This is a genomic window from Variovorax sp. LARHSF232, assembly GCF_052871435.1.
This window is the reverse complement of record NZ_JBIXJS010000001.1, coordinates 229,574-242,632: the sequence shown is the minus strand read 5'-3', so window position 1 is coordinate 242,632 and position 13,059 is coordinate 229,574. Positions and strand designations below refer to the sequence as shown.

General features: G+C 67.5%; 14 protein-coding genes and 1 pseudogene. 9 read left to right on the top strand and 6 right to left on the bottom strand.

The window, feature by feature from the left end; genetic code table 11:
• Positions 1-33 precede the first annotated feature (33 nt).
• From ACIPRI_RS01145 to ACIPRI_RS01135, 3 genes are all read left to right on the top strand, one after another.
• Positions 34-858: an undecaprenyl-diphosphate phosphatase gene (locus ACIPRI_RS01145; RefSeq protein ID WP_446587641.1), complete on the top strand. Its 825-nt coding sequence runs from the start codon at positions 34-36 to the stop codon at positions 856-858.
• Between the two features lie 160 nt (positions 859-1,018).
• On the top strand, positions 1,019-1,984 hold the full coding sequence (gene surE, locus ACIPRI_RS01140; RefSeq protein WP_446587639.1) for a 5'/3'-nucleotidase SurE: 966 nt from the start codon (positions 1,019-1,021) through the stop codon (positions 1,982-1,984).
• Between the two features lie 11 nt (positions 1,985-1,995).
• A complete protein-coding gene (locus ACIPRI_RS01135; protein WP_446587637.1) occupies positions 1,996-2,664 on the top strand; it encodes a hypothetical protein in 669 nt (222 codons plus the stop codon).
• 17 nt (positions 2,665-2,681) lie between these two features.
• On the opposite strand, the gene msrA is transcribed toward ACIPRI_RS01135, so the two are convergent.
• The 6 genes and pseudogenes from msrA to mutS all read right to left on the bottom strand — a co-directional run bounded on the left by msrA (position 2,682) and on the right by mutS (position 10,044).
• The gene (msrA, locus tag ACIPRI_RS01130) at positions 2,682-3,413 is read right to left on the bottom strand and encodes a peptide-methionine (S)-S-oxide reductase MsrA (RefSeq protein WP_446587635.1); all 732 of its coding nucleotides are present in this window, start codon (positions 3,411-3,413) and stop codon (positions 2,682-2,684) included.
• Positions 3,414-3,433: 20 nt separating this feature from the next.
• Positions 3,434-4,627, bottom strand: a pseudogene (locus ACIPRI_RS01125) (cytochrome c biogenesis protein DipZ); the annotation flags it as partial.
• A gap of 49 nt (positions 4,628-4,676) precedes the next feature.
• Positions 4,677-5,690 carry a LysR substrate-binding domain-containing protein gene (locus ACIPRI_RS01120; protein ID WP_446587632.1) on the bottom strand — a complete coding sequence of 338 codons (1,014 nt, stop codon included), beginning with the start codon at positions 5,688-5,690 and terminating at the stop codon, positions 4,677-4,679.
• A 16-nt stretch (positions 5,691-5,706) separates the two neighbouring features.
• Positions 5,707-6,507 carry an alpha/beta fold hydrolase gene (locus ACIPRI_RS01115; RefSeq protein ID WP_446587630.1) on the bottom strand — a complete coding sequence of 267 codons (801 nt, stop codon included), beginning with the start codon at positions 6,505-6,507 and terminating at the stop codon, positions 5,707-5,709.
• 37 nt (positions 6,508-6,544) lie between these two features.
• Positions 6,545-7,372: a peptidase gene (locus tag ACIPRI_RS01110; protein WP_446587628.1), complete on the bottom strand. Its 828-nt coding sequence runs from the start codon at positions 7,370-7,372 to the stop codon at positions 6,545-6,547.
• A 29-nt stretch (positions 7,373-7,401) separates the two neighbouring features.
• Positions 7,402-10,044 carry a DNA mismatch repair protein MutS gene (mutS, locus tag ACIPRI_RS01105; protein WP_446587626.1) on the bottom strand — a complete coding sequence of 881 codons (2,643 nt, stop codon included), beginning with the start codon at positions 10,042-10,044 and terminating at the stop codon, positions 7,402-7,404.
• A gap of 131 nt (positions 10,045-10,175) precedes the next feature.
• Here mutS and ACIPRI_RS01100 point away from each other — a divergent pair, with 131 nt between their 5' ends.
• Genes ACIPRI_RS01100 through ACIPRI_RS01075 form a run of 6 tightly spaced genes read left to right on the top strand, consistent with a single transcriptional unit; the run spans position 10,176 to position 13,053 of the window.
• The gene (locus tag ACIPRI_RS01100; RefSeq protein WP_446587624.1) at positions 10,176-10,739 is read left to right on the top strand and encodes a dihydrofolate reductase family protein; all 564 of its coding nucleotides are present in this window, start codon (positions 10,176-10,178) and stop codon (positions 10,737-10,739) included.
• Positions 10,736-11,086: a GlpM family protein gene (locus ACIPRI_RS01095; RefSeq protein ID WP_446587622.1), complete on the top strand. Its 351-nt coding sequence runs from the start codon at positions 10,736-10,738 to the stop codon at positions 11,084-11,086. The genes ACIPRI_RS01100 and ACIPRI_RS01095 overlap by 4 nt, the downstream gene beginning before the upstream one ends.
• 25 nt (positions 11,087-11,111) lie before the next feature.
• The gene (locus ACIPRI_RS01090; RefSeq protein ID WP_446587620.1) at positions 11,112-11,753 is read left to right on the top strand and encodes a glutathione S-transferase family protein; all 642 of its coding nucleotides are present in this window, start codon (positions 11,112-11,114) and stop codon (positions 11,751-11,753) included.
• Complete coding sequence (locus ACIPRI_RS01085; RefSeq protein WP_446587618.1) at positions 11,747-12,244, top strand: DM13 domain-containing protein; 498 nt, start codon at positions 11,747-11,749, stop codon at positions 12,242-12,244. Before ACIPRI_RS01090 ends, ACIPRI_RS01085 begins: the two co-directional genes overlap by 7 nt.
• A 14-nt stretch (positions 12,245-12,258) precedes the next feature.
• Positions 12,259-12,528, top strand: coding sequence for a hypothetical protein (locus ACIPRI_RS01080; protein WP_446587616.1), 270 nt, complete (start codon positions 12,259-12,261; stop codon positions 12,526-12,528).
• A 54-nt stretch (positions 12,529-12,582) separates the two neighbouring features.
• A complete protein-coding gene (locus ACIPRI_RS01075) occupies positions 12,583-13,053 on the top strand; it encodes a group II truncated hemoglobin (RefSeq protein WP_446587614.1) in 471 nt (156 codons plus the stop codon).
• Positions 13,054-13,059: the final 6 nt, after the last annotated feature.

Genomic DNA, 13,059 nt, shown 5'->3' with positions numbered 1-13,059 from the left:
CGCCACTTCTTCTCAACAGGCAAGGAAACGCGCGTGGATATCGTCCTGCTGCTCAAGGCGGCCGTCATGGGTGTGGTCGAGGGCCTCACCGAGTTCCTCCCCATCTCGTCGACCGGCCACCTGATCCTGGCAGGCTCGCTGCTGGGCTTCGACGACGACAAGGCCAAGGTCTTCGATATCGCGATCCAGACCGGCGCCATCTTCGCCGTCATCCTGGTCTATTGGCAGAAGATCCATTCCACCGTGGTGGCGCTGCCGCGCCAGCCCAGGGCGCGGCGCTTCGCGCTCAACGTGCTGATCGGCTTTCTGCCGGCGGTGATCCTGGGGCTTTTGTTCGGCAAGGCGATCCAGGCGCACCTGTTCACGCCCGCGGTGGTGGCCGCCACCTTCATCGTCGGCGGCTTCGTCATCCTGTGGGCGGAAAAGCGCCCGCCCGGTTCGATCCGCGTGGAGAACGTGGACGACATGACGCCCTGGGACGCGCTCAAGGTCGGCCTGGTTCAGTGCTTCGCCATGATCCCCGGCACCAGTCGATCGGGCGCCACCATCATCGGCGGCATGCTGTTGGGCCTGTCGCGCAAGGCAGCCACCGATTTCTCCTTCTTCCTGGCCATCCCGACGCTGATCGGCGCCGGCGTCTACAGCCTCTACAAGGAGCGGGCGCTGCTGTCGATGGCCGATCTGCCGCTCTTTGGCGTGGGGCTGGTGTTCTCCTTCATCAGCGCCTGGATCTGCGTGCACTGGCTGTTGCGCTACATCTCCACCCACAACTTCATTCCCTTCGCCTGGTACCGCATCGTGTTCGGCATCATCGTGCTGGCCACCGCCTGGAGCGGCACGGTGGCCTGGAAGCACTGACCCACGCCCGTATCGGCTCACTTCGTGTCGCCTGCGCCCAACGTCAGCGGGCTGCTCGACATTCAACTGTCACGGTTCCTGAACAGACTTGCAGGGCAACGCGAGGGCGTCTACACGCCCTCGCGTTGCCCTTTCAATGCAAGAACCCAGGGAGATTTCCGTGAAATTCAAGATCAAGCGCGCGGCCGCTGCTGCCGCGCTGCTGGCTGGCGCCGTCCATCCGGCCTTCGCCCTCAACATCCTCGTCACCAACGACGACGGCCTCACGAGCAACCTCAAGGCCTTGTACGACGCGCTCAAGGCCGAAGGCCACGACGTGGCGGTGGCGGTGCCCTGCACCGGCCAGAGCGGCCGCGGCGCCGGCATCGTGATGTACAGCACCACCACCATCGTGCCGGACAACGACAAGACACAGATCGAGGCCGAGGGCGGCTGTCACAACGGCGCCGCACCCACCGGCGCACCGGCGGTTGGCCCCTTTACCAAGAGCGGCTTCACCAATGGCGACTACCACTACGTGCACGGCACGCCGGTGATGGCCGCCCTGTACGGCCTCGATGTGATGGCGCAGGGCCGCTGGGGCAAGGCGCCCGACGTGGTGCTGTCGGGCCCGAACGAAGGGCAGAACCTGGGCAAGATCATCAACAGCTCGGGTACCGTGGGCAATGCCCAGACCGCCGCCGCCCGTGGCATTCCCGCCATCGCGCTGAGCGCGGGCGTGGACACCACCGACAACGCCGGCTTGGCCAATCCCTACTCGGTGGCGGTGGCGCAGCTCAGCGTCAACTTGCTGAAGGCGCTGCGGGCCAAGGCCGGCGCGGGCCCGCTGCTGCCCCAGGGGCTGGCGCTCAACGTCAACTTCCCCGACAAGCCGACCACCGCGATGAAATTCGCCTTCTCGCGCCTGGGCAGCTACGACGCGTACATCCTCAAGTTCAAGAACACGCCGCCCTACGGACTGGGCTTCTCGCTGGCGACGGCCACCCCCACAGCCGAGCAGGCCGAGGACGAGTCGGTGCTTTACAAGAGCAAGGTGGCGGTGACGGCGATGCAGGTGGGCTTCGAGCACCGCCCGGCCGGCCAGCAATGGCTGCGCCTGCGCCTGGCCGATCTGTTCGGCCAATGAAGGGGGTGGGCATGAATCGCACCCTCTCGAACGGGGCCGCCGCGCTGGCGGCCGCTCTGGCCCTGGCCGGCTGCGGCGGCGGCAGCAACAACGACGGCGCCGTGACGCCGGCGCCCAGCAGCCCCAAGGTGACGGTGCAGGACCTGGCGCCGGGCAGCTACATCGTCAGCGTGGGCGATGCCAATGCACCCACCGTGGGCAAGTACTACGCCGGCGCCAACGGCAGCCGCCTGCTGGCGCTGGCCAACAAGGACGACCAGCTCGACAGGCTCTTCAAGCGCGACCCGGGCGCGTCCTCGTGGACCGCGATCCCGGCGGTGGACCAGGACCTGCAGCTGGCCCTGCTGCGCAGCGACGCACTGGTGGCGCAGAGCGCCGACCCGGCAGCGCTGGCCGGCAACTACGCGGCCGCGCTGTCGGATGGCGCGCCCGCACGCTTGCGCATCGCCGCGAGCGGCGCGATCACGGCGCTCGACACGGCCTGCAAGTTGTCGGGGCAGCTCGGCGCCAGCACGCTGCCTTCCACGCTCAAGCTGAGCCTGGCCGCCAGCGGCTGCGCGGGCCTGCCGGCCACGGGCAGCGGCGTGCTGGTGATCGACAGCGACTACGCCCCCGCGCGTTTTCGCCTGATCGCCGACAACGGCACGCAGGCGCTGGACCTCTGGGCCTACAAGGAGTAGCGCCGGCGGCTGCCCCGCTACGACGCGTTCCCGACCAGCACCGGCGCTGCCCGGTACTGCTCGGGAAACAGTCGCTTGAGGTTCTCTATCTTCGGCTGGTCGTGCTGAATGATGTAGGGCTGGTTCGGGTGACGCACCAGGTAGTCCTGGTGATACGCCTCCGCCGCGTAGAAGGGCTTGCCCTGCTCGATGGTGGTGGCGATGGGCTGGTCGAAGACCTTGGTGCGCTGCAGCTGTGCGATGTAGGCCTGCGCCTGGCTGGCCTGTTCGGCTGATTGCGCGAAGATCGTCGAGCGGTACTGCGGGCCCCAGTCCGGCCCCTGGCGGTTCAGCTCGGTGGGGTTGTGCGCCACCGAAAAATAGATTTGCAGGATGCGGCCGTAGCTGATGCGACGCGGGTCGAATTCGATGCGCACCGCCTCCGCATGCCCAGTGTTGCCGCTGGTCACCAGGTTGTAGCGGGCGCTCTTCTCGTCGCCGCCGGCATAGCCCGATACGGCGCGCGACACGCCCTCCACATGCTGGAAAACGCCTTGCACGCCCCAGAAGCAGCCGCCGGCCAACACGGCCGTCTCGCTGCTGCCCGTTTGATGCGCGGCGGCGCTGTTTTCAGTGTCTGGCGCGGGCACCAGTACGGCACCGCTTGTGATCAAGGCCGTGGCGCCGCCCTTGATAGCGAGCGCGGCCAACACCGCCAGCGCGGCGATCAGGACAAAGGCGGCCCAGCGTGCGGCTCGTTGCGAATTCATGTGGACTTGGCCTCCTGCCGTGCTTCTTCCAGCAGCTGCCGGATCACCTGTTCGGACTTCTGGTACTCGCCTTCGCCGAAATGGTGGAAGCGGATGCGGCCCTTGGCATCGATGAAATAGTGGGCCGGCCAGTAGCGATTGTTGAAGGCGCGCCAAATGGCGAAGTTGTTGTCGATCGCCACCGGGAACTGCACGTCAAGCGCCTGCACCGCGCGCTTCACGTTGTCGATGTTCTTCTCGTAGGCGAACTCGGGCGAATGCACGCCCACCACCACCAGGCCTTGGTCCTTGTACTTGCGGTGCCATTCGCGCGCGTGGGGCAGGGCGTTGCGGCAGTTGTAGCAGCCGAAGGTCCAGATATCGACCAGCACCACCTTGCCGCGCAACTGTCCGGTGGCCAGGGGCGGCGAGTTGAGCCATGCCACCGCGCCGTCAAGCGGCGGCATCGTGCCTTGCACTGGAAGATCCAGGCGCGCGGTTTCTCGCAGCTGCATCTTGTGCAGTCGCTCCGGCACGAGCCTTTGCTCCAGCGCCTGGCTGCCGCCCGATTGCGAAAGCCGGGCCAGCGCGCCGGTGTCCAGCCCCAGCGCGATCGCCGCCACGCCGGCCAGCACCGCGATGCCCAGGCCGCGGCGCAACCATTCGCTGAAGGCCAGCGAACGCTTGAGCCGTGCCAGCAGCCGGCCGCCCAGCAGCAGCGCCAGCGCCAGCGAAGTGGCGGCGCCCAGCGCGTAGCTGAGCAGCAGCCCGAAGGTGCGCAGCGAAGGTCCTTCCAGCATCGCGCCGCCGAGGATGATGCCCAGCACCGGCCCCGCGCATGGCGCCCACAGCAGGCCGGTGGCCACCCCCATCAGCAGCGCGCCGCGCGGCGTGCCAACGGCATCAGCCGGCGACGACAGGCGCGCGCCCAGCGCGACCAGGGGTTGCATCAGCCATGCGGCAAGCGAGGGCAAAAGCAGCATGGCGCCGGCCAGCGCCAGCAGCGCCAGCGCAGCCCAGCGTCCGTACTCGTTGAGCGCCACCGCCCAACCGCCGGCCACCGCGCCCAGCGAGGCCACGCCGGCGAAGGTCAGCGCCATGCCGGCCAGCATGGGCAGGCCGTTCTTTGCAAAGGGTTCACCCGCGCGCGTGAACAAGAAGGGGATCACCGGCAGGATGCACGGCGACAGGATGGTGAGCACGCCGGCCAGGTACGCCAGGATGACGATCAGCATGGGGAGCACCTCCGGTAGGGAGCGCAACGCGGGAGCTGCATTGCCCAATCTACTTCGTGGCCGGCGGCACCCTGGTTACAGGGTCTTCATCGGCGATGATCGCGCCTTTCGCGGCCGCATTCCCAAGAAAAGGAAAACAAGACATGCATGTGCGTCTTGCCTGGGTTCCGTCCGTCCTGTGGTTCGCTGCCGGCGGCGCGATGGCCAACAGCCCGACGCTGTCGCGCTTGTGCGCATCGCGGGCCAGGTTCATGAACCAGTAGCCATGCGGGCCGTCCGGTGACAGGGTGTCGATCTCGCGCAGCAGCCCTGCGCGCAATTCCGGCTGCACCAGGGCACGGTCCACGATCGCGATGCCGGCGCCGCCCACCGCCGCATTGATCACCTGATTGAGGGTGCTGAATTCGAGGCCGGCGTGCGGATCGACCTGGCGCGCGCCATTCGTCTCGCACCAGCGTTGCCACAGCGGCAGGCGCGCGCTGCCTTCCAGTACGTGCAGCAGGGTGCCATCCTCGATGGGCGGCGCGTTGTCGTCCTTGCGCCACAGCGAAGGGCTGGCCACCAGCAGATGCTGCTCCAGGAACAGGCGGCTGCTGCCGGGCAGGCCCCAGTCGCCATCGGCGAAGACCACCGCGGCGTCGAAGCCGCGCAGGTCGCGTGGCTGTTGGGCAAGGTCGGTGGTCAGCGAAAAATCGATGTGCGGGTGCGCCTCCCGAAAGCCGGCCAGCCGCGGCGCCAGCCAGCGCGCGGCGAAGGTGGGCGGCAGGTTGACCTTGAGCACCAGCCGCTGTGCGGAACCTTGGGCCGCAGCGACCGCGCCCTGGATGTTCTTGAAAGCTTCGTCGATGCCGGCCGCCAGAATGCGCCCCGCCTCGGTCAGCGCCAGGCCCTGCGCCGTGCGCAGGAACAGCGGCTTGCCAATCCAGTTCTCCAACTGCTTGACCTGGCGGCTGATGGCGCCCTGGGTGACGCACAGCGCCTCCCCGGCCTTGGTGAAGCTGCCGGCCTGCGCCGCCGCGGCAAAGCTGCGCAGGGCATTGAGGGGCGGCAACTGGCGCGGCATGCCGGCGCTCTTGTGCCTACAGCAGGTTGCGCAGCGAAGCCTCGACGGCGGCCGCGGTGGCGATGGGCTTTTCCATGGGGAAGAGATGGGTGCCGTCCAGCATCATGATGCGGCCCTTGGTCACCTGCTCGGTCATGGCCATGCCCACGCGCTTCATCTCTTCGGACTGGCGTCCGCCGATGAAGGCCGCCTTGCACTTGAGCGGGTTCCGGCGCAGCAGGCCGCTCAGGTTGTGGGGCAACGAGTCGTAGATGGCGGTTTCCACGTCGCGGTCGAAGCTCAGCAGGCGCGAATCGTCGGCGTCGAAGGTGCCGTGCTCGATGTAGTCGCGCAGCACGCGCTCGTCCCACCTGGCAAATGCCTTCTTGATGCGGAAGTGCTCGAACACCGCATCGCGGTGCTCCCATTGGTTCTTGCGCCTGCGGCTGATGGCGCTTGGCGACACGCTCTTCATGAGCGGCGTGCGCTTGGCCAGCTCCAGCGCACCGGCGCGCCAGCCGCCCAGGATGGGCGAGTCGATCAGCACCACGCCGCGCGCCAGCTCAGGGTGGCGGGCCGCGCACATGAGGCTCAAAAAGCCGCCCAGCGAGTGGCCGACCAGGAACACCGGCCCGCCAACGAACTCGACCCGCTCGCGCGCGAAGTCGGCCAGCTGCTGCACCAGGTGCGGCCAGTTGTCGGTGACGGGGTACTTCGGGTCGTGCCCGAACTTCTCGATGGCGTCGACGTCGAAGCCGCGGTTGCGCAGGCTGTCGAGCATCACGCGATAGGTACTGGCGGGAAAGCTGTTGCCGTGGGAAAAAACAATGGGTGACACGTTGAAGGACGCGTGCGCGAAGCGCCGCGTTGACTCCTTAGATCAATTTTTCGTCGGGCGTCGAGATCTTGCGCAGCGCGCCGTGGCGCGTCGCCGGCATGCGCAGCGGGTGCTGCGTGGCGCCGCCGTCCCACTCCGGGTCTTCCAGGCTGTCGAACACCTCGCGCAGCTTCTGGCCCCAGCTGTTGTGCAGCATGCGGTAGTAGGGGTTGTCGGCGTCGATGCAGATCACGCGGTCGGTCTGCAGGGCATTGGCTTCGTACACCACCAGGTCCAGCGGCAGCCCGACCGAGAGGTTCGATTTCATGGTCGAGTCCATCGACACCAGCGCGCACTTGGCGGCCTCGTCCAGCGGCGTGTCGGGCGTGAGCACGCGGTCCAGCACCGGCTTGCCGTACTTGGATTCGCCCACCTGGAAATAGGGCGTCTCGGTGGTGGCCTCGATGAAGTTGCCGGCGGCGTAGACCAGAAAGAGGCGCATGCCTTCGCCCTTGACCTGGCCGCCGAAGATGAAGGAGACGTTGAAGTCCAGCCCGGCCTGCTTGAGCGATGCGCCGTCGCGCTCGTACACATGCCGCACGGCCGAGCCCAGCACCCGCGCCGCGTCGAACATGCTGGTGGCGTTCCAGATGGTGATGGGTGGACCGTCTTCGCTTTCGCGCAGCTCCTCGATCTGCAGGATCTCGCGCACCGACTGCGAGATGCTCAGGTTGCCGGCCGACAAGAGCACCATGAAGCGCTCGCCCGGCTGCTCGTACACGATCATCTTGCGGAAGGTGCTGATGTGGTCCACGCCCGCGTTGGTGCGCGAATCCGACAGGAACACGAGACCAGCGTTGAGTTTGATGCCGACGCAGTAAGTCATGGGGCTCGCTTTTTTGGAAGGCGGGACCATCAGTGCTGTTCGCGCCGATGAAGTTTCTGCAAGGCGTAGAGGGCGTCCAGCGCCTCTCTGGGGCTCATCGCATCGGGATCGAGCGCGGCCAGGGCCGATTCTACGGCGCTGGGTGCCTGCGCTTCGCTCACCGGCGGCGGCGCGAACAGGTCGACCTGCGCGCGCGTTTCGGTCTGCTGCGCCTCCAGTGCGCCCAGGGCCTTTTGCGCGTGGTTGACCACGGCCGCCGGCATGCCGGCCAAACGCGCCACCTGGATGCCGTAGCTGCGGCTGGCCGGGCCCGGCTGCATCTCGTGCAGGAAGACGATATTGCGCCCCGCCTCGGTGGCGCTCACATGCATGTTCACCGCCTGGTGGTGCGAGGCCGGAAACTCCGTCAGCTCGAAATAGTGCGTGGCAAACAGGGTGAAGGCGCGCGAGCGGTCATGCAGGAAGGCGGCAATGCCGGCCGCCAGCGCGAGGCCGTCGAAGGTGCTGGTGCCGCGGCCGATCTCGTCCATCAGCACCAGCGACTGGGCGCTAGCGCCGTGCAGGATCTGCGCCGCCTCGGTCATTTCCAGCATGAAGGTCGATTGCGCGTTGGCCAGGTCGTCGGCCGCGCCGATGCGGGTGTGGATGGCGTCGATGGGCCCGAGCCGGCAGGCCTTGGCCGGAACGTGCGAGCCGATCGAAGCCAAGAGCACGATGATCGCGATCTGCCGCATGTAGGTGGACTTGCCGCCCATGTTCGGGCCGGTGATCACCTGCATGCGCTGCTGCGGCCCCAGGAGGGTGTCGTTGGCGATGAAGCTGCCGGCCGACTTCTCGGCGAGACGCGCCTCCACCACCGGATGGCGGCCCTGGATGATCTCGATGCAGGGGTGCGCCACAAACTCCGGCGCATTCCAGTTCAGGGTGTGGGCGCGCTCGGCCAGGGCGCATAGCGCGTCCAGCGAGGCCAGGGCGAAAGCCACGCCGGTCAACCGCTGCACGTGGGGCTGCAGCGCATCGAGCAACTGCTCGTAGAGCCACTTCTCGCGCGCCAGGGCGCGGTCTTGCGCCGACAGGGCCTTGTCCTCGAAGGTCTTGAGCTCGGGCGTGATGAAGCGCTCGGCGTTCTTCAGGGTCTGGCGCCGGCGATAGTCTTCCGGCACCTTGGCGAGGGCGCTTTGCGTCACCTCGATGTAGAAGCCATGCACCCGGTTGAATTGAACCCGCAGGTTGGCAATGCCGGTGCGCTCGCGCTCGCGCACTTCCAGCTGGAGCAGGAAGGCATCGCAGTTCTCGCCGATGGCGCGCAGCTCGTCCAGCTCGGCATCGAAGCCTTCGGCGATCACGCCGCCGTCGCGGACCAATGCCGACGGCTCGGCCTTCAGCGCGCGCGCCAGCAGTTCGGCGCAGCCTTCCGGCGGAACGAAGTCTTCGGCGATGCGCGCCAGCAGGGCGGCGCCGCGCGGCAGCACCGGTGCCAGCACCCGCGCCTTGTCGAGCGCCAGGCCCAGGGCCACCAGTTCGCGCGGCTTGACCTGGCGCAGGGCGATGCGCGCGGCGATGCGTTCCACGTCGCTGGTGGACTTGAGCTGGTCGCGCAGGGCGCGCCATTGCGGCAGGGCCGTGGCGGCATGGGGCGTGCCAAGGGCGGCGATGGCCTCGAGCCGTTCACGCGCCGCCGTGCGTTCGCGCCGCGGCGACAAGAGCCAGCGGCGCAGCAGCCGGCTGCCCATGCCGCTCATGCAGGTGTCGAGCAGCGAGAAGAGGGTGGGGGCGCTCTCGCCGCGCAGCGTCTGCACCAGCTCCAGGTTGCGCCGGGTGGTGGCCGGCAGCTCGATGAATTCGTCGTCCTGCTCCACCGCCAGCCGCTGCACGTGCGACAGGGCCCGGCCCTGGGTGTGCTCGGCATAGCCCAGCAGCGCAGCGGCCGCGGCCTGGGCCTGGGCCAGTTCCTGCGCGCCCCAGGCGGCCAGGGTGGCGGCGCCCATCAGATCGCCCAGGCGCCGCTCGCCCAGGCCGGCATCGAACTGCCAGGCCGGGCGCACGGTGAGGGTGAAGGCATTGCCGTTGCCGTTGGCGCTGCGCGCATCCTTCAGCCGTTGCTCGAAGGCCGGCGTGACCTCGGCGCTGTAGACCAGCTCGCTCGGGCCGATGCGCGCCAGCCAGGCTTCCAGCTCGTCTGCCTCGAACTCGGCCAGGTGCATCTGGGCGCCGGTCACGCTGAGCCAGGCGGCGCCGCAGACGTTGCGGCTGCCGGCGTGCAGGGCCAGCAGCAGCGCGTCGGTCTTGTCGCTCAGCAGTTCGGCCTCGGTCAGGGTGCCGGGCGTGACCACGCGCACCACCTTGCGCTCCACCGGCCCCTTGCTGGCGCCGACCTCGCCCACCTGCTCGCAGATGGCGACCGATTCGCCCAGCTTGATCAGGCGCGCCAGGTAGGCATCGACCGAATGAAAGGGCACGCCCGCCATCACCACCGGCGAGCCGGCCGACTGGCCGCGCTGGGTGAGCGTGATGTCGAGCAGGCGCACGGCTTTTTCCGCGTCGCTGTAGAACAGCTCGTAGAAATCGCCCATCCGGTAGAAGAGCAGGGTGTCGGGGTGGTCGGCCTTGAGCTGCAGGTACTGCTGCATCATCGGCGTGTGCGCACTGAGGTCCAGGGCGTCGGAAGTCATCGTCGGGAAAGCGGTTGAGGCGGTGTCGAACAGCCTGGAACTATACGGGGCCCGCCCGGCCAGCTGCCGGGCACTTGCCCGGCGGCCCGCCACCCAATAGCCTTGACGATTTTCCAAAGATCACCTTCTCCATGGGCACCCAGTACTACACCGCTGCCAGCCTCGACGGCTTCATCGCCACCGAAGACCATTCGCTCGATTGGCTGTTTCCGCTCGTCGACATCAACGCGACCAGCTACCCGCAGTTCATCCAGGGCGTCGGTGCCTTAGCCATGGGCTCCTCCACCTACGAATGGATGCTGCGTCACCTGGTCCATGCGCCGGGCGCTCCCGAAGGCGGCGCGCCCTGGCCCTATGCGCAGCCCACCTGGGTGTTCAGCAGCCGCAAGCTCGAAGCGATCGCCGGCTCCGATGTCCGCTTCGTGAAGGGCGACGTCCGTCCTGTTCACGAGGCGATGCGGGCGGCGGCGAATGGCAAGAACATCTGGCTGGTCGGCGGCGGCGACCTGGTCGGCCAGTTCTTCGATGCCGGGCTGCTGGACGAGATCATCGTGCAGGTCGGCTCGGTCACCCTGGGCCAAGGCCAGCCGCTGCTGCCGCGCCGCATCGCGCTGCCGCGCCGCCTCGAACTGATGGAAGCCAAGCGCTTCGGGCCGGGCATGGCCGAACTGCGCTACCAGGTGCTGCCCGCATGACCTCGCTGTTCCTGAAGTGCCTGCTGGGCGCGTTGGCGGTGCTGCTGATCGCCCTCCTGTCCAAGTCCAGGAGCTTCTTCATTGCCGGGCTGGTGCCGCTGTTTCCGACCTTTGCCCTGATTGCCCACTACATCGTCGGCTCGGATCGCTCGGCGGCGGACCTGCGAACCACTGCGCTGTTCGGCCTGTGGTCGCTCATTCCGTACGCGATCTACTTACTTGCGGTGTACTGGCTCAGCGTCCGATACTCGCTGGCCAGCACGCTGCTGCTTGCGACATTCGCCTGGAGCGCGGCCGCCGCGCTTCTTCTGGCCGCCTGGACCCGGGCCTATCCCGCCGGCGCCTGAACCTCATCAACCTGCCTGACGACCGATGTACTACCTGCACGGCTTCTGCCAATCCGGCAACACCTTCAAGGTTGCCTTTCTGCTGCGCGCGCTGAACCAGCCCTGGGAGCCGCGCTTCGTCGATTTCATGCACGGTGCCACGCGCACCGGCGAATGGCGACATGACTTCAACGAGATGGGCGAGGCGCCGGTGCTCGACGACGGCGAGCGGCGCCTGACCCAGTCCGGCGTGATCCTGCACTACCTGGCCGACAAGCACGGCGCCTTTGCCGGCACCACGCAGGACGAGCGGCTGGAGGTGCTGCGCTGGATCCTGTTCGACAACCACAAGTTCACCAGCTATTTCGCGACCTATCGCTTCATGAAGGCCTTCGGGCCCAGCGCGCCGGATCCGGCGGTGATGAGCTGGCTGCGCGGCCGGCTGGACGCCGCCTTCGGCATTGTCGACAAGCACCTGGCAGGGCGCGACTACATGGTGGGCACGCAGCCCACCATTGCCGACATTTCGCTGGGTGGCTATCTCTTCTATCCGAGCGACGAGAGCGGCTACGAGATCGACGGGCGCTTCGACAACATCGCGGCATGGCGCGAGCGGCTTCGCCAAATTCCGGGCTGGGGCGATCCCTACGCAGTGCTGCCGGGCGAGTACATCGCGCCGAAGTGGTGAACGAATCGGGCCTCGACGCGATGAAGAAGCTGCTGCTGCTGCTGGTATCGCACCTCGCCGTCCTGTCCATCGGCTTCGGGCTGGGCATCTATGTGCTGCCGATCCTCGTCGCGCCGTCGCCGCCGACGGCGGCCGACGTGCGTGCGCATGCGGGGCAGGCTGCATTCAGGGGGATGTTCCGCCGCAATCTGAAGGACAGCGACATGCTGCACTGGGGCGAGGGCGAGCTCTCGGTCGGGCCCAAGGCCGTCGCGCTGATGGGCGAGATCGCGCCTGGCCCCGACTACAAGCTCTACCTGTCGCCCGAGTTCGTCGAGACCGAGGCCGACTTCCATCGCCTGAAGCCCACCATGCTTCGCGTGGGCGATGTGAAGACTTTCAAGAACTTCATCGTGCCGCTGCCCGAGGGCGTGGATCCCGCGCGCTACAACACGGCCATCGTGTGGTGCGAGAGCTTCAGCCAGTTCATCAGCGCGGCCAAATACAGGTAGGAAGGAGATTCCTCATGCGCACCGCCTTGTTCCTTGCCGCCGGTTTCCTGCTGCTGGCCGCCTTCTTCATCCTGGCCCGGCTGTTCTCGCAGAACTACCCGGCGGCCGGCAGCTGGGCGACCTGGGCCTTCCTGCTGTTGTGGCTGGCCGTGACCGGCGCCAACATGTGGGTGGGCGTGAACAAGGCGGGCTACGGCGTGGCGGAAGAGCTGCCCATCCTGGCCTTGCTATTCGGCGTGCCGGCGGTGGTGGCCTTGCTGCTCAGGTGGAAAGTGCTCTCTTGAAGATGAGCCGGCCGGCCCGATCTGCCAGTTCCCCTTCATGGATGGAGTGAAGCCTTGACCGACAAAAGCGTTCCTACTTTGTATGAATGGCTCGGCGGTATCGAAGCGCTGCAGCGCCTGACCACCCGCTTCTACGAGCACGTGAAGGCCGACCCGGTGCTGGAATCCGTCTTCGCCCACATGGGCGGCGACCATCCGGCGCATGTGGCGGCCTTTTTGGCAGAGGTGTTGGGCGGCCCCGACGCGTATTCCAGGCAGCATGGCGGCCACGCGCACATGATCCGGCAGCACCTCCATCGGCACCTCGAGCAGGCACAACGACGCCGCTGGGTGGAACTGCTCCTGCAGACCGCCGACGAGCTGGCCATGCCCGACGACCCCGAGTTCCGATCCGCGCTGGTCGGCTACCTGGAATGGGGCTCGCGCCTGGCGGTCATCAACTCGCAGCCCGGCGCCACGGCCGACGCCGATGCGCCCATGCCCAAGTGGGGCTGGGGCGAGGTCAAGGGGCCGTATACCGGTTGAGGGCTG